17 protein-coding genes are annotated in these 25,857 nt (G+C 53.9%); 12 read left to right on the top strand and 5 right to left on the bottom strand.

The window, feature by feature from the left end:
• The first annotated feature begins 39 nt into the window (after positions 1-39).
• From PAECUDRAFT_RS21870 to PAECUDRAFT_RS21845, 6 genes are all read left to right on the top strand, one after another.
• The gene (locus tag PAECUDRAFT_RS21870) at positions 40-960 is read left to right on the top strand and encodes an ABC transporter permease (RefSeq protein WP_006040340.1); all 921 of its coding nucleotides are present in this window, start codon (positions 40-42) and stop codon (positions 958-960) included.
• Positions 961-971: 11 nt separating this feature from the next.
• A complete protein-coding gene (locus tag PAECUDRAFT_RS21865; RefSeq protein ID WP_006040339.1) occupies positions 972-1,901 on the top strand; it encodes a carbohydrate ABC transporter permease in 930 nt (309 codons plus the stop codon).
• Between the two features lie 48 nt (positions 1,902-1,949).
• Positions 1,950-2,582, top strand: a complete 633-nt coding sequence (locus tag PAECUDRAFT_RS21860; RefSeq protein WP_006040338.1) for a polysaccharide deacetylase family protein — start codon at positions 1,950-1,952, stop codon at positions 2,580-2,582.
• Complete coding sequence (locus PAECUDRAFT_RS21855) at positions 2,575-4,638, top strand: alpha-glucuronidase family glycosyl hydrolase (RefSeq protein WP_006040337.1); 2,064 nt, start codon at positions 2,575-2,577, stop codon at positions 4,636-4,638. Before PAECUDRAFT_RS21860 ends, PAECUDRAFT_RS21855 begins: the two co-directional genes overlap by 8 nt.
• Before the next feature lie 24 nt (positions 4,639-4,662).
• The gene (locus tag PAECUDRAFT_RS21850; RefSeq protein ID WP_006040336.1) at positions 4,663-5,646 is read left to right on the top strand and encodes a glycoside hydrolase family 43 protein; all 984 of its coding nucleotides are present in this window, start codon (positions 4,663-4,665) and stop codon (positions 5,644-5,646) included.
• Between the two features lie 481 nt (positions 5,647-6,127).
• The gene (locus PAECUDRAFT_RS21845; RefSeq protein WP_006040335.1) at positions 6,128-11,023 is read left to right on the top strand and encodes an endo-1,4-beta-xylanase; all 4,896 of its coding nucleotides are present in this window, start codon (positions 6,128-6,130) and stop codon (positions 11,021-11,023) included.
• 32 nt (positions 11,024-11,055) lie between these two features.
• Here PAECUDRAFT_RS21845 and PAECUDRAFT_RS25980 read toward each other — a convergent pair whose 3' ends face one another.
• Positions 11,056-11,202: a hypothetical protein gene (locus tag PAECUDRAFT_RS25980; protein ID WP_158306266.1), complete on the bottom strand. Its 147-nt coding sequence runs from the start codon at positions 11,200-11,202 to the stop codon at positions 11,056-11,058.
• 38 nt (positions 11,203-11,240) lie between these two features.
• Here PAECUDRAFT_RS25980 and PAECUDRAFT_RS25020 point away from each other — a divergent pair, with 38 nt between their 5' ends.
• The gene (locus tag PAECUDRAFT_RS25020; RefSeq protein ID WP_006040334.1) at positions 11,241-12,134 is read left to right on the top strand and encodes a YhcN/YlaJ family sporulation lipoprotein; all 894 of its coding nucleotides are present in this window, start codon (positions 11,241-11,243) and stop codon (positions 12,132-12,134) included.
• Between the two features lie 125 nt (positions 12,135-12,259).
• Here PAECUDRAFT_RS25020 and PAECUDRAFT_RS21835 read toward each other — a convergent pair whose 3' ends face one another.
• Positions 12,260-13,393, bottom strand: coding sequence for a S1C family serine protease (locus PAECUDRAFT_RS21835; protein ID WP_006040333.1), 1,134 nt, complete (start codon positions 13,391-13,393; stop codon positions 12,260-12,262).
• 305 nt (positions 13,394-13,698) lie between these two features.
• On the opposite strand from PAECUDRAFT_RS21835, the gene PAECUDRAFT_RS25015 reads away from it, so the two are divergent.
• Both PAECUDRAFT_RS25015 and PAECUDRAFT_RS21825 read left to right on the top strand, forming a co-directional pair.
• Positions 13,699-14,388 (top strand): hypothetical protein, encoded by a 690-nt coding sequence (locus PAECUDRAFT_RS25015; RefSeq protein ID WP_006040332.1) that lies wholly within the window; start codon positions 13,699-13,701, stop codon positions 14,386-14,388.
• A 460-nt stretch (positions 14,389-14,848) separates the two neighbouring features.
• Positions 14,849-15,415 (top strand): GNAT family N-acetyltransferase, encoded by a 567-nt coding sequence (locus PAECUDRAFT_RS21825; RefSeq protein WP_006040331.1) that lies wholly within the window; start codon positions 14,849-14,851, stop codon positions 15,413-15,415.
• A 118-nt stretch (positions 15,416-15,533) separates the two neighbouring features.
• Here the strand turns inward: PAECUDRAFT_RS21825 and PAECUDRAFT_RS21820 are convergent, their stop codons facing one another.
• The 3 genes from PAECUDRAFT_RS21820 to PAECUDRAFT_RS21815 form a co-directional block, all read right to left on the bottom strand.
• Positions 15,534-15,758 carry a helix-turn-helix domain-containing protein gene (locus PAECUDRAFT_RS21820; RefSeq protein ID WP_006040330.1) on the bottom strand — a complete coding sequence of 75 codons (225 nt, stop codon included), beginning with the start codon at positions 15,756-15,758 and terminating at the stop codon, positions 15,534-15,536.
• 512 nt (positions 15,759-16,270) lie between these two features.
• Entirely contained in the window at positions 16,271-16,498 is a 228-nt protein-coding gene (locus PAECUDRAFT_RS25785) for a hypothetical protein (protein WP_144266624.1), read from the bottom strand.
• A gap of 76 nt (positions 16,499-16,574) precedes the next feature.
• A complete protein-coding gene (locus tag PAECUDRAFT_RS21815) occupies positions 16,575-16,856 on the bottom strand; it encodes a hypothetical protein (RefSeq protein ID WP_040713818.1) in 282 nt (93 codons plus the stop codon).
• 444 nt (positions 16,857-17,300) lie between these two features.
• On the opposite strand from PAECUDRAFT_RS21815, the gene PAECUDRAFT_RS21810 reads away from it, so the two are divergent.
• From PAECUDRAFT_RS21810 to PAECUDRAFT_RS26510, 3 genes are all read left to right on the top strand, one after another.
• Positions 17,301-20,840, top strand: a complete 3,540-nt coding sequence (locus PAECUDRAFT_RS21810; RefSeq protein ID WP_006040329.1) for a glycoside hydrolase family 48 protein — start codon at positions 17,301-17,303, stop codon at positions 20,838-20,840.
• A 91-nt stretch (positions 20,841-20,931) separates the two neighbouring features.
• Complete coding sequence (locus tag PAECUDRAFT_RS25010; protein ID WP_006040328.1) at positions 20,932-23,652, top strand: glycoside hydrolase family 6 protein; 2,721 nt, start codon at positions 20,932-20,934, stop codon at positions 23,650-23,652.
• A 66-nt stretch (positions 23,653-23,718) separates the two neighbouring features.
• Positions 23,719-25,659, top strand: a complete 1,941-nt coding sequence (locus PAECUDRAFT_RS26510; protein ID WP_006040327.1) for a cellulase family glycosylhydrolase — start codon at positions 23,719-23,721, stop codon at positions 25,657-25,659.
• Positions 25,660-25,857 lie beyond the last annotated feature (198 nt).

Below are 25,857 nucleotides of genomic sequence, written 5' to 3'. Positions count from 1 at the left end.
GTCTTTCGCCTTCCAGCATCATGAAGAGGAAGTGGAATGATGAGCAAAACCAATGATCTGGTGAAAAAGTTGATTAGCCAGCGCGTGCTTGTGCTAATGACGGTACCGTTCTTGATCTGGCTGTTTATTTTCAAATATTTGCCGCTATGGGGCTGGACGATCGCTTTTCAGAATTATAAGCCGGCTAAAGCGTTCGGCGATCAGCAATGGGTGGGCTTGAAGCAGTTCCGATTCATGTTTCAGGATGACCGATTCTTGCTGGTGCTGCGCAATACGCTGGCGATGAGCCTCATTAATTTCATACTTGGTTTTGTAACCGCTATCGTGCTGGCCTTATTGCTTAACGAGCTGCGGCATGCCATCTTTAAGCGTCTTGTTCAGACGATCAGCTATTTGCCGCATTTCATCTCTTGGGTTGTGGCGGCCACGATCATTCAGACGGCGCTTTCGGCAGACGGCGGCATCGTCAATGTGCTGCTTATGAAGCTTGGGTTCATCAACGAGCCGGTATTATGGCTGGGCAAAGGGCAATTGTTCTGGGGAATCATGGGTGCTTCTGAGGTTTGGAAAAATATCGGCTGGAACACGATCATATATCTAGCAGCGATGACTACGATCGATCCTTCACAGTATGAAGCGGCAGAGATGGACGGCGCGAGCCGGCTTCGCCGCATTTGGCATATTACGCTGCCGGGGCTGCGCCCGGTCATCGTCATTCTCGTGATCATGAATTTGGGCCAAATTTTGGAGACAGGCTTCGAGCCGCAGTATTTGCTCGGGAACGGCCTTAATATCGACTACTCTGAAAATCTGGAGATTTTCATTTTGAAATACGGCATGAATCTTGGCAATTATTCCTTATCCGTAGCCGCAGGAATCTTCAAGACCGTCATTAGCATCATTCTGTTATTCTCGGCGAATCACATAGCCAAGCGATTCGGCCAGGATCGACTGTTCTAGGAGGGACCACTATGGCAGCAGCAGCAGTAAAAGCATATAAGCGTCGCGTACCGATAGGCGATCGTGTTTTTGATATCTTCAACATCGTGTTCATGATTTGCCTCATGATCGTGACGATTTATCCGTTCATCAACATGCTGGCGGTTTCATTGAATGATGCGAGCGATTCCGTAAAAGGCGGCATCTACTTCTGGCCGCGCGTCTTGTCCTTCGACAGCTATCAATACGTATTTAAGGAATCGACGGTTTTGCATGCAACGGGCATTTCCATTCTGCGGACCGTGCTGGGCACGATTATCTCGACGTTCTGCTCGGCGATGGTCGCTTATGCGATCAGCCGTCCGGAGTTCGTGCTTCGCCGGTTTGTAACGCTGGCCTTCATTCTGACGATGTATTTCAACGGCGGACTCATTCCGAATTTCCTGCTCATCCGGGAGCTTCACCTTATGAACAGCTTCTGGGTGTATATCATTCCCGGCATACTAGGCGTGTTTAACATTATCGTCATTCGTTCCTTTATCGAAGGGCTCCCTGATGGAATCATGGAGTCGGCCCGTATCGACGGCGCAGGCGAATTTACGACCTTCTTGCGCATTGTGCTTCCGCTGACGTTGCCGGTATTGGCGACAACCTCGCTGTTCACGGCGGTTTTTCACTGGAATTCTTGGTTCGACGTGTTCTTGTACAATTCCTCGCATGTGGAGCTGAGCACGCTGCAGTACGAGCTGATGAAGATGCTTCAGAACTCGAATGCATCCGTCAGCGGCACCGATGCGAGCGGCGCCTTCGCAAGCTCGGGCTCGTCCTCGGCAAACTTCGTGACGCCGACGTCGATTCGATCGACGATGACGATCGTCGCAAGCCTGCCGATCATTATGGTTTATCCGTTCCTGCAGCGGTATTTCGTGAAGGGCTTAACGCTTGGCGGCGTGAAGGGATAGCAGCAGGGGCAGGGGGAATCGGATTGGATTGGAATGGAGTGAAGGAGCATGAATAGGCCGTTCATTATAGACAAGGTGGAGACGAGCGAGAAGGTGATCGCCTTCACCTTCGATGATGGGCCTCATCCCGTCTATACGGCTGAGCTGCTTGCGATTTTTCGAGAGACTGCGGGGAAAGCGACGTTCTTCATGATTGGCGAGCAAATCGAAGCCAATCGAGCGATTGCCGAAGCGGTTTACGCGCAGGGGCATGAGCTTGCGAATCATACCTATAGTCACCCTTATTTAACAAAGCTGACGAGGGCGGAAGCAGCGGACGAGCTGAACAAGACCGAGCAGCTTATCCGTTCCATTACGCACGAGGCAGTGCAGTGCTTTCGTCCGCCCTATTTGGACATGAACGATGATATTGCAAGCATAGCGGAAGAGGCTGGATATACGACGATTGGCGCCCTTAATCTGGACGCGCGAGACTGGGAAGAGCCGGGGGTTGCGCATATTGTCCGCACGACGAGGGCGTATGCCGCAAACGGTAGCATTCTGCTATTTCATGATGGATACGGCGATCGTTCGCAAACGGTAGAGGCGGTTCGAACGCTTGTCCGCGAATTGGCGGCAGACGGCTATCGGCTGGTCACGGTTCGGGAGCTATTAGAGAAAAGGAGATTTGAAGATGGGTAGTCAGCAGGCGAAGGACACGAGCGGTTACAAGGCTTGGCTTGCGCTGCATGCCCGAGCGGATGAGGCACAGCGCAAGCGTGAGGCTGCGCGATACGATTGGCTTGCAGCATGCGAGCAGCACGATACGATAGCAGCAGCTGTATCCGAGCTAAGAAACGGAATCAGGAGCATACTTGGTCAAGAGCTGCGTGAGATCGATCCGAATCGCATCGAACAGGGGATTGTCATCGGAACGTTCGATGGAAATGAGCGAATTCGCGCGCTGTGCGGAGACGCTTCCGAGCAGCTTGGAGCGGAAGGCTTCGCGATCCGAGCGTCGGAGGGGCTCATGGCGATAGGCGCGAACACGCCTTCGGGCGTTCTGTATGGCGTTTTCCATCTGCTTCGGCTGCTTGCGCTTGGAGAACTCACTGAGAACCTCAGCGTGATGGAGCGTCCGGCCAATGGGCTTCGCATGATCAATCAATGGGACAATATTGATGGCAGCATCGAGCGCGGGTATGCGGGACAATCGATTTTTTACGCGAATGACGCGATCGCCTTCCAGCCGGAGCGAGTGCGGGATTACGCACGATTGTTGGCTTCCGTAGGCTTAAATGCAATTGCCATCAACAATGTTAACGTGCATCGGCTGGAATCTGGTTTTATTACGGAGCCGTTGTTGTCACGCATTGCTGAACTAGCTGCGATTTTCCGGGTTTATGGCATTCGGCTCTATTTAAGCGTTAACTTTGCAAGCCCAATTGAGGTTGGCGGTTTGCCGACAGCCGATCCGCTGGCGCAGGATGTCCGGCTATGGTGGAAGGAGCGGGCGGATGACATTTATCGGGCGATCCCCGATTTTGGCGGTTTCCTGGTGAAGGCGGATTCGGAAAATCGGCCGGGTCCGTTCACGTATGGGCGCAATCATGCGGATGGCGCGAACATGCTTGCGGAGGCGCTTGCGCCTTATGGCGGGCTCGTGATCTGGCGCTGCTTCGTCTACGATTGCAAGCAGGATTGGCGGGATCGGACGACCGACCGAGCTAGGGCGGCTTACGACCATTTTATGCCGCTGGATGGGACTTTTCACCCGAATGTACTGCTGCAAATCAAGAACGGCCCGATGGATTTTCAAGTTAGGGAGCCGGTTTCTCCGTTGTTTGGCGCTATGGAGCGGACGAATCAGCTGATCGAGTTTCAGATAACGCAGGAGTACACCGGGCAGCAGCGGCATCTTTGCTATTTGGTTCCGCAGTGGAAGGCCGTGCTTGACTTCGAAACATTCGCATGTCATGAGGGTGCGCCGGTGAAGCGGATCGTCGATGGCACGGTTTTCGGAAGGCCTTATGGCGGGTTCGCGGCTGTATCCAATATTGGCTGCGACGAGAACTGGACCGGACATCCGCTGGCGCAAGCGAACCTGTATGGTTACGGGCGGCTGGCTTGGAATCCGGAGCTGTCCGCAGAGACGATTGCGGCTGAATGGGCTGCGCAAGCGATAGGCCCGGATCCGCAAGCCGTTGATACGATATGCACGATGCTGCTGGAGTCGCTGGATATTTACGAGTCCTATACGGCGCCGCTTGGGGTAGGCTGGATGGTGAATCCGGAGCATCATTATGGCCCGAACGTGGATGGTTATGAGTACGACAAATGGGGAACGTATCATTTTGCTGATCGATATGGCATTGGCGTGGACAGAACGGTAGCATCGGGAACCGGGTATGCGGGTCAATATATTGGCGATAATGCGAAGGCATTCGAGTCGCTGGACCGTTGTCCGGATGAGCTGCTGTTATTTTTCCACCACGTGCCTTATACGCATAAGCTTCAGTCGGGCGTGACGGTCATCCAGCATATTTACAATACGCATTTCGACGGTGCGGAGCGTGCGGGAGAGCTGGCCCGGAAGTGGCAATCGCTTCGGCATCTGATGCCTGACGGTCTTTATCTTGCGGCAGAGGCCAGGCTGCTTGAGCAAGCGGAGCATGCGAAGGAATGGCGCGATCGAATCAATACGTACTTTTACCGCAAAAGCGGCATAGCGGATGCTTGGGGACGAACAATATATTAGCATACTGGAAAGGGAGATTAATCCATGACAAAATTGACGAATCGCAACGAACCGCTTGTTACCCATATTTATACGGCTGACCCGTCGGCGCATGTGTTTGAGGGCAAGCTCTACATTTATCCTTCCCACGATCTTGATCACGTGAAGGAATCCAACGATAACGGCGACCAATATGATATGGAGGATTATCATGTGTTATCGATGGATGGCCCCGACTCGGCATGCGTAGACCATGGCCAAGCGCTTCATGTCAAAGACGTGCCATGGGCTTCCAAGCAGATGTGGGCGCCGGATGCCGCTTTTAAGAATGATACGTATTATCTGTTTTTCCCTGCACGGGACCACGATGATATTTTTAGAATCGGCGTCGCGACGAGCCCGTCGCCAGCGGGCCCGTTTGAGCCTCAGCCGGAATATATTCCAGGGAGCTTCAGCATCGATCCCGCGGTGTTCGTGGACGAAGACGACCGCGCGTATATGTATTTTGGCGGATTATGGGGCGGCCAGTTGGAGAAGTGGCAAACGGATGCGTATGTAGCCGAACCGGCAGAGATCGAGCCTGATCAGCCTGCGCTTGGACCAAGAGTGGCGGAGTTGAGCGAGGATATGCTCACGTTCCGAGAGCGTCCGGTCGAGATCGCGATCGTGGATGAGCAGGGCAATGCTTTGCTCGCGGGAGACGAGGAACGCAGATATTTTGAAGGGCCATGGATGCATAAGTACAAGGGGAAATATTATTTGTCCTATTCCACGGGAACGACGCACAAGATTGTGTATGCTATCGGCGACAATCCGCAAGGACCATTCGTGTTCCAAGGGACGATTCTAACGCCAGTGCTCGGATGGACGACGCACCATTCTATCGTTCAATTCGGCGACAAATGGTACCTGTTCTACCATGACAGCTCATTGTCAGGCGGTGCCGATAATAAGCGCTCCGTGAAGTTCACCGAGCTTGAATACAATGAGGACGGCACGATTCGAACGATCGAGCCTTACGAAGGCTAATAAAAACATGCCCTATGCGCTCGCTTGCAGCGCTGGGCGCGCAATAGGGCATAAGAATCTGCCCTATGGGCGCGCTTGCAGCGCTGGGCGCGCAATAGGGCATAAGAATCTGCCCTATGCACTCGCTTGCAGCGCTGAGCGTGCAATAGGGCATAAAAATCTGCCCTATGGGCTCGCTTGCAGCGCTGGGCGCGCAATAGGGCATAAGAATCTGCCCTATGGGCTCACTTGCAGCGCTGGGCGCGCAATAGGGCATAAAAATCTGCCCTATGGGCTCGCTTGCAGCGCCGGGCGCGCAATAGCGCACGACCACCGCCGATACGGCGGTTTTTTTATGCCTTTTTACGCCTATGGATGATCTTTATTTCTTACAGTATTGTCTATATTTTGTAGGGTACCGGCCAGAAACGAAACTAGTCATAATAAATGATGCGAGATTAGTAAGCGCTTACATCAAACGAGGTTAAGGGGGACAAAGGAGATGTCGAGCAAGCGAAATGCTGTATTAGCCATTATAATGGCCGTCATGCTTTGCATGCCGCAAGGCAGGGGAGCCTCGAACGCTTATGCTTCAGCCGTAGGGGATACGGTCATGAGCAGCAGCTTCGATTCAGGAGCCGACGGCTGGTTCAAGCGCGGGAGCGAAACGGTGTCGCAGAGCGCCGTCACGGCCCAAAGCGGGGCGGGGAGTTTGCTAACGACAGGCCGCAGTGCATCCTGGAACGGACCGGGCGTCAATGCAAGCGCGCTGCAGCCGGGCGCTACGTACGAATTTTCGATTTATGCCAAATTGAAAGAAGGGACGACCGGTTCTGCGACCGTAGAGCTGGATATAAACCAGCAAGGCCTGCCGAGCAACGACCCTGCGACATACGCAGCCATCGATGCGCAATCGGTAACAGCAGCGGACTGGACCCTTCTTCAAGGCCAATGGACGCTTGATGAGCGAGCTGCCGGTTATCAGGTGTACGTGCAATCTACGGACAATGCGACGGTTGATTACTATGTGGATTCGTTTTCTGTAAAGCTTGTTTCTTTACCGGCTGCTCAGCCGCCCTCTGTACCGCCAGGTTCGATTATCTTTCAACAAAGCTTCGAAGACGGCCTAACTAGCGGCTGGGAAAACCTGTCTTGGAACGGGACCGGCACGACGGAGGTTTCCTCGGCTTATGCGTCCGAAGGGGCCAAATCTTTGAAATTCAGCGGCCGAGATTCGAGAGCAAGCAGTCCGACGATCAATCTGACCAGCCTGATGAAATCAGGGCATGTCTATGATGTATCGTTAAAAGCCAGACTTGGCGAAGGCAGCGATACGCTGCATGTCGCCTCGAAGGTTGACTCTCCGCTGCTTACGAACAAATATCCGTGGCTGATCGGAGATAAAAGCGTAACCTCCAGTGACTGGACAGCCTTCGAATTGAAAAATTACGAGGTTCCGGCGAATACGGCGGAGCTCCGCATTTGGCTGGAATCCGTTTCTAGCTCAACATCGAAGTCGGACATCTATATCGACGAGGTTATGATTAAGGATGTAACGCCGAATACAACGCCTGATCCCGGCAATGTGGACCAATCCGGCATGCTGTCCGATTTCGAGAGCGGGCAAGGCGCGTGGGTACGGCGCAACGGCACAGGCAATATCGGCGTGACGACGGCGGATAATCATACGACGAGCGGCGTGCAGAGCTTGTTGACGACCGTATCCCAGCAGTATGACGGCCCGCTGTTGGACGTGATGGGGAAAATGCACAAGGGATATAAGTACAGCCTCTCCGCTTGGGTCAAAATGGCGCCTGGCCAGACGGCGACCAATCTGCGGATTTCCGTTCAATCCGGCGACAGCGCCTTCACGAACGTTTCGCCGAATAGTAAAGTTTCGCCTGACGACTGGGTGCAGCTAACCGGTACGTTCACCGTTGCGACTACGCCAAGCGTATTAAACGCCTATGTGGAGGTTGCAGATGTCATTAACGATAGCAGAGCGTTCTATATCGATGATTTTGCGCTGACCTATATCGGACCAGTAGCGGGGCCAAAACCGGTTCAAACGGATCTCGATCCTTTGAAAGACGCCTATTCCAATCACTTCAAAATCGGCGCTGCGGTTGAACCGGCACAGCTCGAAGGCGACGTGCATGCGCTGCTGGACTATCATTACAACTCTATCGTTGCTGAGAACTCTACGAAGCCGGGATCCCTGAATCCGTCAGATGGCGTATGGAACTGGGCGGCGGCTGATAAGGTTGCGTTATATGCCAAAAACCACAACTTGGACTTCCGGCTGCATACGCTCGCATGGCATGAGCAGGCTGCGGAATGGATGTTCAAGGATGCTAGCAACCAACCGCTAGCCGCAACGCCAGCGAATAAGCAGCTCGTTCTCGACCGGCTGACGACCTATATTCAAACCGTTACGCGTCACTTCAAGGACTTAGGCGTTACGATCAATGCCGTGGACGTTGTCAACGAGGTCATTGACGAAGGCCAGCCGGATGGCATGCGGAGGAGCGAATGGTTCCGTCTGACAGGTACCGATTTCATCAAGACAGCCTTTACCGTTGCAAGGCAGGAGCTTCCCAATGCGAAGCTGTATTTGAACGATTTTAATACGCAAGACCCGAAGAAACGAGATTTCCTGTATGCGTTAGTCACAAGTCTGAAAGCCGATGGCGTTCCGATTGATGGCATCGGCCACCAAACGCATATAAACATAAGCGGGCCTTCCATCGGGCAAATTTCCGATTCTATCCGCAAATTCGGGGAAGCTGGCTTCGACAACCAGCTGACCGAGCTCGATGTGTCGGTTTATACGAATAACAGCACGAGCTACGAGCCGATTCCCGAAGACATTCTCGTCAAGCAGGGCTACCGCTTCAAGGAGCTGTTCAAAGAGCTGGTACGACTCGACGAAATGGGCAAACAATCGGGCAACCCCGACGGCTGGATCAGCAACGTTACGCTTTGGGGCGTTGCCGACGATCACACTTGGCTTCATAATCGGGGAACGACACGACAAGACGCGCCGTTCCCATTCGACAAGCAGTACCAAGCGAAATACGCATATTGGGGCATGATCGAAGCCGTGAAGACGCTTAATCCTTCGCATCTTCCATTAACAGCGAAAGCAGCGAACACGGGCCAAGGCACGCCGGTTGTCGATCATGTCACCGATTCTGTCTGGAGCACGGTGCCGGCCATGAAAACCGAGCAATTAGGCACGCTGGAAGCAGATGTAAAGACGCTGTGGGATGCGAATAACCTCTATGTACGCGTAGCAGCTAAGGATGCGACCGTAACCAGCACGGACCAAATCGAGCTGTTCGTCGTCGATGACCATGGCGCGCAGAAGCGGGCATTTGCTCGCAACGATTTCTCTATAACGGAAGTATCCGGCGGTTACGTGCTGGAAACGGCAATTCCGCTCAACGGGACGCTGGGCAAGCAGGTGAAGTTCGATGCGCGGGTAACCGACAAGGGCATTAACGACGGCTCGGAGCAGGGCGGCAACGGCGTGATCGTTTCCTGGAGCGATCCGCGTAACGCGCAGGATAGCGACGATCAAGGCTATGGCGTGCTGACTTACATCGAGGAAACCCGACTCGCCAGCGCCATATACGGAACGCCTGCCATTGATGGCGAGTTGGATGCGGCTTGGGCGAATGCCCCAGTATATACGACAGATGTGAAGGTTGAACAGCATAATGACGCGGTGGCAAAAGCGGAGTTTCGTACGATGTGGGATGAGCACAACCTATACGTCTACGCCAAAGTGGCGGATCGCGCATTGAGCGATGCGATCGCGAATGCTTGGGAGCAGGATTCGGTCGAAATATTCGTTGACCAGAACAATGGCAAGACGAACGGTTACCAAGGCGATGACGGGCAATATCGCATTAACTACAAGAATGGGAAGACGGTTGGCGGGCATGCGACCAACGATAACTATACGTCAGCTGCGAGGCAGGCTGACGGAGGCTACGTTGTGGAAACGGCAATTGCACTCGATACGATTTCGCCAGCGGCTGGGACCATGATTGGTTTTGATCTTCAAGTGAACAATGACGATGATGGAAGCACGCGAGACAGCGTATTTTCTTGGAATGATCCGACAGGTCAATCTTATGCGAATACGTCACGCTTCGGCGTTTTACAGTTCGCGGCAGCAGCGGGCCAAGGCGCTAATCCAGGCGTTGGTTCAGGTTCGGGACCATCTATCCCTTCGAGCTCGATTACAGTCATTGTCGATAACGAAGGCAGGGCGACAGCAAACATAGGCGAGCAAGCCTTCACTGAGGCGCTGCATCATGCCAAAGCGGGGCGCATCGGGTTTGTTATCGAAGCGCCTGCCAGCGCTGCAAGCGTCGCCGTTGCGTTATCAGCCGGCCAAGTGAAGGATGCGGCGGATGCTGGCGTTCATCGGATTGTGATCGATACAGGACTTGCCACGTTTGAACTCCCAATCTCCTTATTCGAAAGCGCGAGCCGGAGCGATAAAATCGAGCTAAGCGTAAGCAAAGCGGACGAGGCAGGTTTGCCGGACGGGAATCGGAGCAGCATGGGCCAATATGCGGTTGTAGACCTAAGCATTAGCATAGGTGGAAAAGCGAAAAGCCTGATCGGCGCCAAACAATCGGTCAAGGTAGCTATTCCCTACACGCTTCAGCCTGGAGAACGAGCAGGGCAAGTGGTCGTCTACTCCGTTTCGGAGGAAGGGGACCTTGAAGTAATTCGAAACGGGCATTATGATGCCGCGACGGGCAGGGTTGAATTTAAAATGGACCATGTCGGCCAATACGCAGTCGCTTCCGTAAAATCGGGTTTCGCTGACCTGAATCAGGCGGCATGGGCTGCTGACAGCATCCTCGCGTTGGCCGCACGTGACATCATTAGCGGCTTATCAGCCGAAGCATACGGGCCGAAGCAGGAAATAACGAGAGCGGAATTCGTGCAGTTGCTCGTGCGTACGCTGAATCTTCAGCCGAACGGCGCCGTTAATAGCCCAAGCAGTGGGGCATTTAGCGATGTTAAGGAAGGAGACTGGTATTATGATGCGGTTCAAGCCGCACAACAATTCGGCGTTATTAATGGCAGAGGGGATGGAGCATTCGGAGCTTCGGATACAATCAGCCGTCAAGATATGGCGGTAATGACTTTCCGCGCCTTGCATGCAGCGGGGGCGGCAATGGAGCCAGCCAATCGCGAAATGACTGCATTCCTGGATCAATTCGCCATTGCGGACTATGCGCAAGAGGCAGTAACCGCGATGCAGCAAGCAGGCCTCATCAACGGCATGGCTGACGGCAGATTTGCGCCGCAGCATATGGCCAATCGCGCGCAAGCGGCGGTTATGCTGTATCCTTTGCTTCAATTGTTGTAAGTAGTTCCGGTTCTATAGGAACTCGAACTCCCCTAAAGCAAGCGAAGCTGTGCAATGGCTCTTGCGGACGCGATGACAATCGCGTCCTCTTTTTTTGCCATGATGCCGATTGCCATACGACCACCAGCATACCGATAAGCCGATGTGCCAACGATAATAGACGGGTCGCAGTTACTCATTGATTCATCATCACCTCATATCCGAATGGAGGAACAACATGCAACGTAAGTTCAAGGTGATTGCGACGACTGTCGCGCTTGGTGCTGTACTGGCTGGTTGTGCCGCTAATCAAGGAGAATTGGGCAATCGCAGCAATTATCATTCCCAAAGCGTCCGATATGACATGAATGGCAATCGGATCTTGGACAAACGGTTCGCCAATGATCAAATGAATGAGATGAACCGCGTCGACGGCCGCAGGCTCAACAGCAATAATATTGTCGGAAAGCATGACAATTATCGGTTGGACATGAGCGAGAACATCGCCAATAAGCTGACGACGATTCCAGAGGTTAAGACCGCGAACGTGATGCTGACCAATCACAATGCTTACGTCGCGGTATCGCTGCGCGACGGCTTAGGCGCAGCAAGTGGCGCCGGCTCCAGAACGATTCATCGCTCGAATATTGGCGGGACGAATTATGTAGGAGAAATGAATGGCGTAGGCTCGCGCGATATTACGCGATTCGACAGCCAAACAGCAACGCCGGGTTATGAGCCTTACCGTGTTCGCAGCAATAATGGGGCGACAGATTATATAACGCCGTCCCGCCAGCACACCTATTCGACGAACGCGACAAACAGCTACGGCATGAACGGAATGAGCGGCGTTCGCGGGCATGGCTATGGCATGTACAGCACGAATGGCGGTGCGGCTGCCAATGCGGATATTCAGCTCACCGACGCTTTGAAAAACCGCATCGCAGACGAAGTCAAACGGATTGCGCCAAATGTAAACAATGTGTATGTATCGGCCAATCCGGATTTCGTTGACCGGATGAGCGGGTATTGGAATGATGTGAAGGCCGGCCATCCGATTCAAGGCTTCGTTGCCGAGTTTAATGCAATGGTTGAGCGCTTGTTCCCGGCTGAAGCGGGCACGCGCCGATAACATTCGTTTGAGAATGGAGTTAGATAGAGCCCTGACACCGATGGCGGTGCAGGGCTCTGTTTTTTTTGAAGCGATATGGGGGATGATAAGGTCTATATAATCCTGTTTATAAAAATTTATAAAAGCTATAAGTTCGTGTTCGTGTTCATTCCGCTTGACGTCTGCAACAGCTCTTGAATGACGGATTTCATCGTCGATGACGGGATGGCGAAGCCAATGCCCTGCGCTTCCGACTCGCCAGCCGTATTCATGCCAATGACTTGCCCGTCCGCATTCAGCAGCGGTCCGCCGGAGTTGCCAGGATTGATGGAAGCATCCGTTTGCAGCAAATGCTCATAGTTGCGCACGGTATTGCCGTCCTGGATTTGAATCGGGCGTTCCTTCGCACTCAAAACACCGACGGTAAGCGTTTGGTCGAATCCGTAAGGATTGCCGATCGCAACGACCATGTCCCCGATGTTGAGCTTGTCCGAATCACCGAGTTGTACTGTTGGGAAGCTGGACGTCCCGTCTGTCTTCTCGATTTTAAGAATCGCTACATCCATATCCTCGCGTGCGCCCACGACTTTGGCCGTGTATGGCGTGCTTTCTCCTTGCAGGGTTACCTGCACCTCGTCTGCATCAGCGACCACATGCTGATTCGTCATAATATACCCTGAGCTGTCGAAAATAAATCCAGTTCCCGTGCCGACCGCTTGCAGATTGCTTTGATCGGATTGGGATGAACCTTGGCCTTGGCTTTGGTCCTGCCCGCCATTGCTCGGATCGAACCAGATGCCGCCGCGCGTCCGCATGCTTTGACGCTGCTGCACGAAGGTCTCGATTTTCACGACTGCTGGGCTGGCAGCGTTATAGATGCTGGAAATATTCCCTGTGCTTACTGCCGCAGATGCGGATGCAGTCGTAATGCCAGCGCCCTGGCCAGCAGTCGTCTGGCCAGCCGCTTCGTTCGCAGCCTGCACAACCGCAGGCGAGCTGAACCAGTTGTAGCGATCGGCAGAATACATCATCCCGCCAATCGTCAGCACGCCCGCCAGAAAAGCTGCAGCGATCGGCACGAACAAGCTTTTGCGCGGTTTTGCCGTTGATTGGCCTTGGAGCAACTGGTGGTGCTGAAGCTGTGCTTGCTGATGCTCGGCAGCGAGCTGTTCAAAGCCTTTGCCGACGCGGGTTACATACGTACCATTGTCATCCTGATGCGTTTCTACCCAATTATGTGTAAGGAAATTCCGGTTCTGATCGTTATGGTTGTCTTTCATGGTTGATTCCTCCTTGAGTTGGTATCGTCATCGACCGTCTGGTGATCGTCCAACGTTTTGATACCCTAATCATGAGGGCGGAACCTTAATCGAGTCTTAAATGAATCTAAAAGGAGCATAAAACGAAGCTGAAGGGGAGTTGAAAGAGTTAGAGACAAGGGTGAAGCGCGATGTTAGAAGCGAGGATGTTAGGGAACTAGAGACAAGAAGATAAGGATAGAAGTATAGAGGGGCAGTCCTTTCGATGGAAAAGGCTGGGTGGTATACTATTTTTAATGAGAGGGAAGCAATGGGGAGTGGTTAGGATGATGATTAGACGGATAACGGTGCTGCTTATTCTAGCTGGCTTATTGGTGGCTGCGGGTTGCAGCGAGAAGGCGTCGGATGGACCGGCTGTTTCGGGGCAATCGGAAGTGACAGATCATCTGGAAGCAGCAGTGCCGTCTGAGCCGGATGGGTCGTTGGCGCAGCGGGAACCAAGAGCGGTAGGAACAACGGATAGAGGCAAATTACTGGTCATTCCGACGAACGACGAAACGATAGAGCAATTAGGCGCGCCCAGCTGCTTCGGCGAGGCGGAGGACTATGCGATAGAAGCGGATTACAGCGTCGTATTTAAGGATCATCAAGGCGAGGAGACTGTACTGGCGCTTACTGAGGTTCATAGGTTTATTGCGCCGGGGAAGGAGCCGATCGCGCTTCAGACGCTATCTTTTCAGGGATTACAGGCTGTTGTCATTGCGCCACAATATACGGATTGCCACGGCGTTGCTTTTTATCTAATAGGGATAGATGATAGCGGAGCTTACCCGTTTACATTCGTAACCGAAGAAGGGACCTCGAATTCCTTCAGTTATGCCCCAAACACCGAAGTGCGTGTGGTAGAGAATGAGCTGGTCGTAGAGAAAGGACAAGCTGCTGGCAGCGAAGCGAAAGGCACGCTGCGTTTTAAGCCGGATTTGGATAAGCATGTGATGCGGTTGGTTTCGTCGTAGGGTGAGGTTATAGGTGCATGCGAGTGTAAGCCGAATTAATGCCAGTACATCTATTGCTTTTTCGCCCCTGTGTGGGAAGGGATTGCTAGACAGCATAGCCGCTTATTGTTTCGTCTTGTTGATAATCTCGATCTTCCAGTCGCCATGCAGCCACCCGTTCATTCGATCTTCAAGCTGTGCCGATGTCACCGCTGTATGTATAGAATACACCGCCCATATCGTTAGGTTAAGCATTGGATAGCTAGTATGAAATTCTTATTAGATGGTGCGGAAGCGACTTGAACAATGGGAGGTACTGCTTCGAGTGGCTCAATTAATGTTTGTGTGCAGGAAAAATGATACCTCCAATGTCGATTCCTCGAATAAGGTGGTTTTGATGAGAATACTGTAGTGAAACGATACGAACGTAAGAATTATTTTTAGTAGCACTAATTTTACAAAATAAGGTGGGATTACATTTATGTTAGTTTCGGAAGGTCATGTATCCATTATAAGATTGCAGAATAATGATGATGATTTTTCTTTGCTATTTAAATGGTTAAATGATAAAAAGCTTCTCAACTTTATTGAAGGTACAAGTACCACATATACACGAAGCCAGATTGTTGAAAAGTATGGCCCCAGGGCACGAGGCGAACATTATGTCACACCCTGTATTATTAAAAATAACAATGTGGCGATTGGTTATTTACAATTTTATCAGCTGCAAGAGGTTGAAATTCAAGAGTATGGAGCGAAAACTGACCAACTGCAATACGGAATAGATTTATTTATCGGTGAGACGGATTGTTGGGGGCAGGGAATGGGCACTACTGCGCTGGAATTAATTATTAATTATTTATTTACAGAGCAGGGGGCAACAGACCTTTTTGTGGATCCCCAAACATCGAATACAAGAGCAATCAGAAGCTATGAGAAGTGTGGGTTTAAAAAGGTGAAGATATTGCATGAACATGAAATATTCGATGGCGTGTATAAAGATAATCAGTTGATGCGCGTATCACGAGATGAATTTTTTACTTATTAGATCTAGATCCCGGACCGGTTTCCCATCAAAAAAACCTTCCCGCCGCGCTTCCCATGAAGGGAAGGTTGGCTAGAAGGCCGATTCAAAACCGAATCAGGATCTATACGATCAACGATGATCAGATCTGTAATTCCCCAAGCTTGATCAGCTCGACAACTGCTTGTGAACGACCTTTGACATTCAACTTTTGCATCACATTGGAGATATGATTGCGTACGGTCTTCTCGCTGATAAACAGTTGTTGTGCGATATCTCTCGTTGTTTTGTCCTGTACTAACAGCTCGAATACCTCACGTTCGCGATGCGTCAATAAAAATTTGCTCTTGTGGTCGCTGCCCTTCAAAGTTTGTCACCCCTCCTTGCTCGGGTTTGTATGGTTTAACAAGGTTAAGGGATACAGTCAACTTATATTATGAAAACCAAGGACGGATGGTGCGGTCCATCGGTTAAAATGGGCACTCCAATCTGAACGAATGATTATCGGGCTCGCATAGGCTGGGACAACGGCAATATCGCGGATGGTGGAAAGCGAGACGATTGCTGCTGCGCGGGCGAACGTCCTGTAATAGTAACCTTTTTGTAAAGCGGAGTGAGCATGGAGAAACTTGAGTATAGTCGCGGATCGCCCGCGGCTTTTTTGGCGTTTGGCATGTTTGTTTGGCGCATCAACGTCTATAGGTCGCTTCGTTTGCAGGCGTGCGACGACTGTGTGAGAGTACGTTGAATGAGTTGCTGCATACGATTGGTTGGCGTGACGGCGATGCTGTAACGGACTCCACAGCCGTTATTCGTTGAAAAAACGCGCGTTTCGAAACGTAACGGACCCCAGCGTCGTTATTTGGTCATTTTGTCGGACTAATTAGCTGTTTTCGTGCGAGTAAGGTCACCTGAGTCCGTTAGAGCAGCAATTGCCGCATATTTGGCCAAATAACGCCCGCTCGGTCCGTTAGCCGCTTCTGTCTGGCGACGATGCTGGAAGTGAATCGTTCCGTCAGCAGGCGTGCGACGACTGTGTGAGAGTACGTTGAATGAGTTGCTGCATACGATTGGTTGGCGTGACGGCGATGTTGTAACGGACTCCACAGCCGTTATTCGTCGAAAAAACACACGTTTCGAAACGTAACGGACCCCAGCGTCGTTATTTGGCCATTTTGTCGGACTAATCAGCTGTTTTCGAGCGAATAAGGTCATCTGAGTCCGTTAGAGCAGCAATTGCAGCTTTTTTGGCCAAATAACGCCCGCACGGTCCGTTAGCCGCCTTGGCGGTGATGCTGGAATCGGCTCGGTCTATTAGCCGCCTTGGCCGACGATGTTGGAGGACTCGGTCCGTTAGCCGCCGCCTAGCGCCGACGCCGAAGGCGGACCGCGGCACAGCAGCGTGTACGTCCGCACACTTTGCGATCAAGAGCTGATTAGTTACCGGGCGCAGCGCAGCCGCCAACCGACGGGGGCCACCTTTTTATACAAATCCATCCTTACGCCGAAGGTCATCAAAGTGACAGCTAAGAAGTCATGGTAGTCGCTAGTCCGGTCATGCAGGATGCTATAAATTAGAACTACCGCCACATGGCTGCCAACACATCGATGGAAGGAGGAGGCATGAAGCCAGCATGAATGCATAAGCGCCAAGATCAGATGGGACGGGAAGGAGTTGGGTTAGCACAAATGAACCGACGCGAAGCTTGGGAACGCGTTCGATGCTTCTATTACGGCAGCTCGGATCCGACTTATTTGGCGGTGAAAGCAGTAACAGTAGAGGATAGTTAGCGCAGCATGGCTTGTTAAGCGCGGTATCGCAAGTGGGCAATACGTGTTGAAAGGCATAAGCGTTCGGTCTTGAATGACAGCGCTTACAAAACAATCGTTTAAAAGGAGGATAAAGAACATGGTACGATCGGCCTCCCGCAAGGGATTGGCGCTCGTTCTCGGTGCGGCGCTGACAGTAACATCCTTCGCTGGCACAGCGAGCGTGGCTCCCAAGAAAGCAGAGGCGGCAGCCGCCGCGCAGACGGTGCAAGGACAACGGTTTCTGCAGCTGTACAATCAGCTGACGAGCCCGACGAGCGGGTATTTTTCCCCGGAAGGAATTCCGTATCACGCAATTGAGACGCTGCTGAGCGAAGCGCCGGATTACGGACATATGAGCACATCGGAGGCGTACAGCTACTGGCTCTGGTTAGAAACGCTGTATGGCTATTACTCCGGAGATTGGACGCATCTGGAGAAAGCTTGGGACAACATGGAGAAGTACATCATCCCGATCAATGAAGGCGACGGCAAGGAAGAGCAGCCGACGATGAATTATTACAATCCGAACAGCCCCGCAACATATGCCCCGGAAAAACCGCAGCCGGATCAATACCCCGTATTGCTCAGCTCGAGCAAGGCTGCAGGCAAGGACCCGCTCGATGCGGAGCTGAAATCGACGTACGGCAACAACCAGACCTACCTCATGCACTGGTTGATCGACGTGGATAACTGGTATGGCTACGGCAACCTGCTGAATCCTACCCACACCTCGACGTATGTGAATACGTTCCAACGGGGCGAGCAGGAATCCGTCTTCGAGACGGTGACCCATCCATCCCAAGATAACAAAACGTTCGGCAAAGCGAACGAGGGCTTCATGTCCTTGTTCAACAAAGAAAGCCAAGCGCCAGCGGCGCAATGGCGGTATACGAACGCTTCGGATGCGGATGCCCGCGTCATTCAGGTCATGTACTGGGCGAAGCAGCTCGGCTACAGCAACCAAGTGTATTTGAATAAAGCGAAGAAGATGGGCGACTACCTTCGTTACGATATGTACGACAAATATTTCCAAAAAATCGGCAGCTCCGCAACCGGCAGCTCGACAGCGGGCACGGGCAAAGATTCCAGCATGTATCTGCTCGCCTGGTACTCTGCATGGGGCGGCGGCCTTGGCGAGAATGGCAGCGGCAACTGGGCTTGGCGGATCGGTGCGAGCCATGCGCATCAAGCGTACCAGAACCCTGTAGCAGCCTACGCGCTGTCGACATCAGCGGGCGGCTTAATTCCAACTTCCCCGACTGCACAAGCGGATTGGAACACGTCGCTGAAACGTCAGCTGGAATTTTATACGTGGCTGCTTTCCGCGGAAGGCGCTGTCGGCGGCGGCGCAACGAACAGCTGGAATGGCGAATATTCCGCTTATCCATCGGGCGTCAGCACGTTCTATGGCATGGCGTATCAGGAAGCGCCAGTCTATCACGACCCGAATTCGAACGGATGGTTCGGTTTCCAGGCATGGCCGCTCGAGCGCGTAGCGGAGATGTATTACATTTTGGCTTCCAGCGGCGATCTGACGAGCGACAACTACAAGATGGCGAAGCAAATCATGACCAAGTGGGTCGATTACTCGCTTGATTACGTGTTCGTGAACCAGAAGCCGGTAACGGATGCGAGCGGCTACTATTTGAACGCTGCAGGCCAAAAAGTGTTGGGCGGCCTCAATCCATCCATCGCAACGACGTCGGCGCCGGGCGAATTCTACCTGCCGAGCACGCTGGAGTGGTCCGGCCAGCCGGATACGTGGAACGGCTTATCCGCCTTCACGGGCAACCCTTCCTACAAAACGATTACCAAAGATCCAGGCCAAGACGTTGGCGTACTCGGCAGCTATGTGAAAGCGTTGACGTTCTTCGCGGCAGCGACCAAAGCGGAAACAGGCTCGTACTCGGCGCTAGGCACGCAGGCGAAAAACACAGCGGAATCGCTGCTGAACGTCGCTTGGACGCTGAACGACGGCGTGGGCATCGTGAAGCCGGAGGCGCGCGCGGACTACTTCCGTTACTTTACGAAAGAAATCTATCTGCCAGCAGGCTGGTCCGGCACGACGGGCCAAGGCAACGTCATTCCGGGCGCGAACGGCGTCGCGTCGGATCCAGCGAAGGGCGGCAACGGCGTTTATATCAGCTACACCGATCTGCGTCCGAAAATTACGCTTGATCCAATGTGGTCGTACCTGTCTAACCTGTATCAAACCTCCTACAACCCGGCTACGAAAAAATGGGAGCAAGGCACGCCGACCTTTACGTATCATCGCTTCTGGTCGCAGGTCGATATCGCGACGGCATACGCCGAATATGATCGCCTGATCGGCTCGTCGGCACCGATTACGGCGCCTGCTGCTCCAGCTACCGTAACGGCAGCGCCGGGCAGCACGCAAGCGACGCTGACATGGACAGCATCCGCGAATGCAGCATCTTACAATGTGAAGCGCGCGACGACGGCAGGCGGTCCGTACACGACGGTAGCTACTGGCGTAACGGGCACGTCGTACACGAACACCGGCCTCATGAATGGCACGACCTACTACTATGTCGTATCTGCGGTGAACACGGTCGGCGAGTCTGCGAATTCCGTGCAAGTGACGGTAACGCCTACGGCAGCAATCGCCGTTCCGGGAGCGTTCACGCTGACGGGCACGGCAGGCAATGCGCAAGCGGCGCTCGCTTGGACGGCTTCGAGCGGCGCAGCAACTTATGCGGTGCAGCGCGCAACGTCGAGCACGGGCACTTACACGACGCTTGCGTCCAATTTGACAGCGTTGAGCTACACAGACGCGACAGCTGCGAACGGCACGACGTACTACTACAAAATCGTTGCGACGAATACGGCGGGCTCGACGATATCGAATACAGCGTCGGTTACACCTGTGGCTCCAATCGCCGTTCCGGGCGCATTCACGCTGACGGGCACAGCGGGCAATGCGCAAGCAGCGCTCGCTTGGACGGCGTCGGCAGGCGCAGTGACGTATAACGTGCAGCGCGCAACGGGCAGCGGCTCGTATGCGAATATCGCAACGGGCTTGACGGGCCTCGCTTACACGGATACGACAGCGGTCAATGGCACGACGTACAGCTACCGGATTACAGCAGTGAATGCCGCTGGCACGACAGATTCCAACAGCGCTTCCGTAACGCCATCAGGCGGTACGCCGACGACGGGCAATCTGGTTGTCCAATACAAGCTGAATAACAGCAATGCGACGGACAATCAAATTTACGCCTCGTTCAACATTAAGAACACGGGCACGACGCCTGTTAGCCTGAGCGGCTTGAAGCTTCGGTACTATTTGACCAAAGACAGCGCCAGCGCAGGGCTGAGCATGTGGACCGACTACGCGCAGGTTGGCTCTAGCAACGTGAGCGGCGCATTCGCGTCGATCAGCCCGGCGAAGGCGACTGCGGACACGTATCTGGAGCTGTCGTTCAGCGCAGGAGCGGGCTCGATTGCCGCAGGCGGACAGAGCGGCGACATTCAGGTTCGGATCGCGAAGTCGGATTGGTCGAACTTTAACGAGACCAACGATTATTCCTTCGATAGCACGAAAACAGCGTTCGCCGACTGGAGCAAAGCGACGCTGTACCAGAACGGCACGCTGGTATGGGGCATTGAGCCCTAGAACGGTACGGCAGGCAGCGGAACCCGAGCAATCGGGTTCCACATGCCAAGCCATTAGGCAAGCATTTTATAAAAGAAGGAGCTGAAAGGCATTGATTAAGCCCATTACGAAACGCGCGGTAAAGCTGTTCATTGTATTTGCAGTCGTCTTTAATCTGTTCGTCACCCTCGGTGCCGCGACGAGCTCGGCTGCAGTGGAGCATGTCGATAATCCATTCGTTGGCGCTACGCAATATGTGAACCCTGACTATGCCGCTTTGGTCGACACGTCGATTGCCCAAGTGACGGATGCAACGCTGAAAGCGAAGATGGAAACGGTCAAAACGTACCCGACGGCGATCTGGCTCGACCGCATCGCTGCCATCCAAGGCGGAGAAGCGAACGGCGGGCGCAAAAGCCTGGAGCAGACGATGGATACGGTCCTTGCGACGAAGCAAGGCGATACGCCAATCGCTGTCACGTTCGTTATCTATGATCTGCCAGGTCGCGATTGCCATGCGCTGGCTTCCAATGGTGAGCTGCCGCTGACGGCTGCTGGCTTGGAAACGTACAAAACGCAATACATCGACGCCATTACGAGCGTATTGTCGAAATCCAAATACGCAGGCATTCGCATCGTGACGGTCATCGAGCCGGATTCGCTTCCGAACCTCGTAACCAACCTGAGCGATCCTGCTTGTGCGGCTGCGAATTCCTCCGGCATTTATGTATCGGCTACGCGCTACGCACTGGAAAAGCTCCATGCGATTCCTAACGTGTACACGTACATGGATATCGGCCACTCCGGCTGGTTGGGCTGGGATTCCAACCGCGGACCGGCAATCGACCTGTTCACGACGGTTGTCAGCGGCACGCCAGCCGGTCTGGCAAGCGTTGACGGCTTCATCACGAACACGGCGAACACGACGCCGCTCGTCGAGCCGAATCTGCCGAATCCGGATTTGTCCATCGGCGGAAGCCCGCTGCGATCCGCTTCTTACTATGAGTGGAACCCGTACTTCGACGAGGCTGATTTCACGGCTGCGCTGTACAGCGGCTTCGTTGCCAAAGGCTGGCCATCGACGATCGGCTTCCTCGTTGACACGTCCCGCAATGGCTGGGGCGGACCGAACCGCCCGACGATGGCAAGCGGCACAACGGTGAGCGCGTATGCTGATTCCGGCCGAATCGACCGCCGTTACCATCGCGGCAATTGGTGCAACCAAGCGGGAGCGGGCATGGGCCTTCCTCCTACAGTAACGCCAGCTGGCTATGAAGCCTCCCATCTTGATGCACTCGTATGGGTGAAACCGCCGGGCGACTCCGACGGCTCCAGCTCCATGATCCCGAACAATGAAGGCAAAGGCTTCGACCGGATGTGTGATCCGACTTACATCGGCGCAAGCGGCCAGCCAACGGGCGCACTGGCGAATGCGCCAGTATCGGGCCACTGGTTCCATGCCCAATTCGTTGAATTGGTGACGAATGCTTATCCTGCCATCCCAGCAGGCCCGGTAACGGTTACGACGCCAGCTGCACCGGCATCGCTGACGGCTGTAGGCGGCAATGCGCAAGTTGCGTTGACGTGGACGGCTTCCACAGGTGCGACAAGCTACAACGTAAAACGCGCTGCGACAAGCGGCGGCCCATACACGACGGTAGCGACTGGCGTAACGGCAACGAGCTATACAAACACGGCGCTCACGAATGGTACGACGTACTATTATGTCGTAAGCGCGGTGAACAGCGCAGGCGAGTCGGCGAACTCGGCGCAAGCGAGCGCAACGCCGCAAACGGCAGTGGTGACGGTGCCAGCTGCGCCTGCCAGCTTGAATGCAACGGCGAGCGGCACGCAAGCAGCGCTGAGTTGGACAGCATCGACTGGCGCAACGAGCTACAATGTGAAGCGCGCAACGACGAGCGGCGGTCCATACACAACGGTAGCGACTGGCGTAACGGCAACCAGCTACACGAACACAGGCTTGGCTAGCGGCACGACATACTACTATGTCGTTAGCGCGGTGAACAGCGCAGGCGAATCGGCGAATTCGGCGCAAGCAAGCGCAACGACGCCAGCTGTCGTCACGGTTCCGGCAGCGCCTAGCAGCCTGACAGCTGCAGCTGGCAGTGCACAAGTGACGCTGGGCTGGAGCGCATCGACAGGCGCAGCAAGCTACAACGTGAAGCGTTCGACGACGAGCGGCGGCGCGTTCACGACGGTAGCGACAGGCGTAACGGCAACGAGCTACACAGACACGGGACTTACGAACGGCACGACGTATTACTATGTCGTCAGCGCCGTGAACAGCGCAGGCGAGAGCGCGAATTCCGCAGCAGCTAGCGCAACGCCAACGGGCGGCATCACGCCGCCAACAGGCAATCTTGTCGTGCAATACAAAGTGAACAATGCGAATGCGACGGACAACATGATCAATGCGACGCTGAATATTAAAAATACGGGAACGACCGCGGTTAATCTGAGCAATCTGAAGGTTCGTTATTATCTGACGAAGGATACGACGAGCGCAGGATTGAGCATGTGGACGGATTATGCACAAATCGGCTCCAGCAACGTTAGCGGCGTATTCGCCTCGGTGAGCCCGTCCAAAACGACGGCTGACACGTATTTGGAGCTGTCGTTCAGCGCAGCGGCTGGCTCGATTGCGGCAGGCGGCCAAAGCGGCGACATTCAGATCCGCGTCGCGAAGTCCGACTGGTCGAACTTCAGCGAAACGAATGACTACTCGTATGACGGCACCAAAACGGCATTCGTCGACTGGAACAAAGTGACGCTCTACCAGAGCGGTTCCTTGGTATGGGGCATCGAGCCATAATCACGCAAGATCGGAGCGCCTTTCGGGGCGCTTCGATGCGTATCAAGCTTAAGGAGATGAGTTGAGATGACGACAGCGACAGCAACGTTCAAAAGATGGAGCATGGTGCTGCTGGCAGCGGCGCTTGCCTGTTCTTTACTTACGATCGTCGGGGCACGCAAAACAGAGGCAGCTGCTTTAGGCTACTATCACACCTCCGGCAGCCGGATCGTGGATGCCGGAGGCAACCCGGCTATTTTTAACGGACTGAACTGGTTCGGCTTTGAGACAGCCAACTATTCGCCGCATGGCTTATGGTCCTATTCGCTGAACAGCGTCATGGATCAAATCAAAGCGCATGGCTACAACCTGATTCGGCTGCCTTACAGCAACCAGATGTTTGACGCGGGCAGCATGCCGACCAGCTTGAATACGACGACGAATCCCGATTTGCTCGGCTTGACGCCGATCCAGCTGATGGACCGCGTCGTGCAGGCGGCAGGCGAGCGCGGCATTCAAATTATTCTCGATCGGCATCGTCCGGATTCGGGCGGCCAATCGGAGCTATGGTATACGGCGCAATACTCGGAGCAGCGGTGGATCAACGATTGGGTCATGCTGGCGCAGCGTTATGCGAATAATCCGACCGTTATCGGCGCGGATTTGCACAATGAGCCACATGGCACGGCATCTTGGGGAACAGGCGTTGCTGCCACGGACTGGCGATTGGCGGCCGAACGCGCAGGCAATGCGATTCTGGCGGCAAATCCGAATTGGCTCATCCTCGTGGAGGGCGTTTCCTCCAATGTGCAAGGCGAAAGCAGCAATTACTGGTGGGGCGGCAATCTGAAGGGGGCACGCAATTATCCGGTTCGTCTGGATGTGCCGAATCGCCTTGTGTATTCCCCGCATGATTATGGTCCGGGCGTTGCCACTCAGACATGGTTCAGCGATCCGGCATTCCCGAATAATATGCCTGCGTTATGGGATTCGTATTGGGGCTATATCAGCAAAGAAAATATAGCGCCGATCTTGATCGGCGAGTTCGGCGGCCGCGGCGTCGATCTGACGACGACGGAAGGGGTTTGGCAAAACAAGCTGGTCGATTACATTAAAACGAACGATTTGTACTGGACCTATTGGTCGTTAAATCCGAACAGCGGGGACACAGGCGGCTTGCTGTTGGATGATTGGCTCACCTGGAACTCGCCGAAGCAAGCGATGCTGGACCGGATCATGAAGCCGCTCGGCACGGCGAATCCGCCTGGGCCAACGGTACCCGCAGCGCCTGCAACGCTTGCAGCAACGGCGGGCAATGCCCAAGTTGTACTGAATTGGACGGCATCGACAAGCGCGGCGAGCTACAACGTGAAGCGCGCCACGTCTAGCGGCGGTCCTTATACGACGGTTGCGACGGGCGTAACAGGCACGACCTATACGAATACGGGACTGACGAATGGCACGGCCTATTATTATGTTGTCAGTGCAGTGAACAGCGCGGGCGAGAGCGCGAACTCAGCGCAAGCAAGCGCAACGCCGACCAGCGGCAGCACGCCGCCAACGCCATCCGGCAGTTTGATTGTCCAATACAAAGTGAACAATGCCAATGCGACGGACAACATGATTAACGCGACGCTGAACATCAAAAATACGGGAACAAGCGCGGTTAGCCTAAGCACGCTGAAGCTGCGGTATTATTTGACCAAGGACAGCGCTAGCGCAGGGCTGAGCATGTGGACGGACTATGCGCAGGTCGGATCGAGCAATGTGAGCGGGACGTTCGCTGCCGTAAGTCCGGCGAAAACGAATGCAGATACGTACGTAGAACTGTCATTCAGCGCAGCAGCCGGTTCGATTGCCGCAGGCGGCCAAAGCGGGGATATTCAAATTCGGATCGCGAAGTCTGACTGGTCGAACTTTAATGAAGCGAATGACTACTCGTACAATGGCGCGCAGACGGCTTATGCCGATTGGAGCAAAGTGACGCTGTATCAGAGCGGCTCGCTCGTGTGGGGCTTGGAGCCGTAATCGCGCCAAGAGGTTAACGAACGTTTAACGCAGCAGATTGCCAAACAACCGCACCGTATGCGCCTTTTTGAAGGGGGACACGGTGCGGTTGTTAATCAATGAAGGCAATTATTGTACGATAATCCGAAATTTGATAGACTGAAAGTGTAAGCGGCTTCATGCTACTAGTCACAGGCAATCTCCTTATTCACATCCATG

The sequence above is a fragment of the Paenibacillus curdlanolyticus YK9 genome, from assembly GCF_000179615.1.
GTDB classification, from domain to species: Bacteria; Bacillota; Bacilli; order Paenibacillales; family Paenibacillaceae; genus Paenibacillus_T; species Paenibacillus_T curdlanolyticus.
The sequence above is the reverse complement of the archived record's forward strand: the minus strand, read 5'-3'. Positions and strand labels throughout refer to the sequence as shown.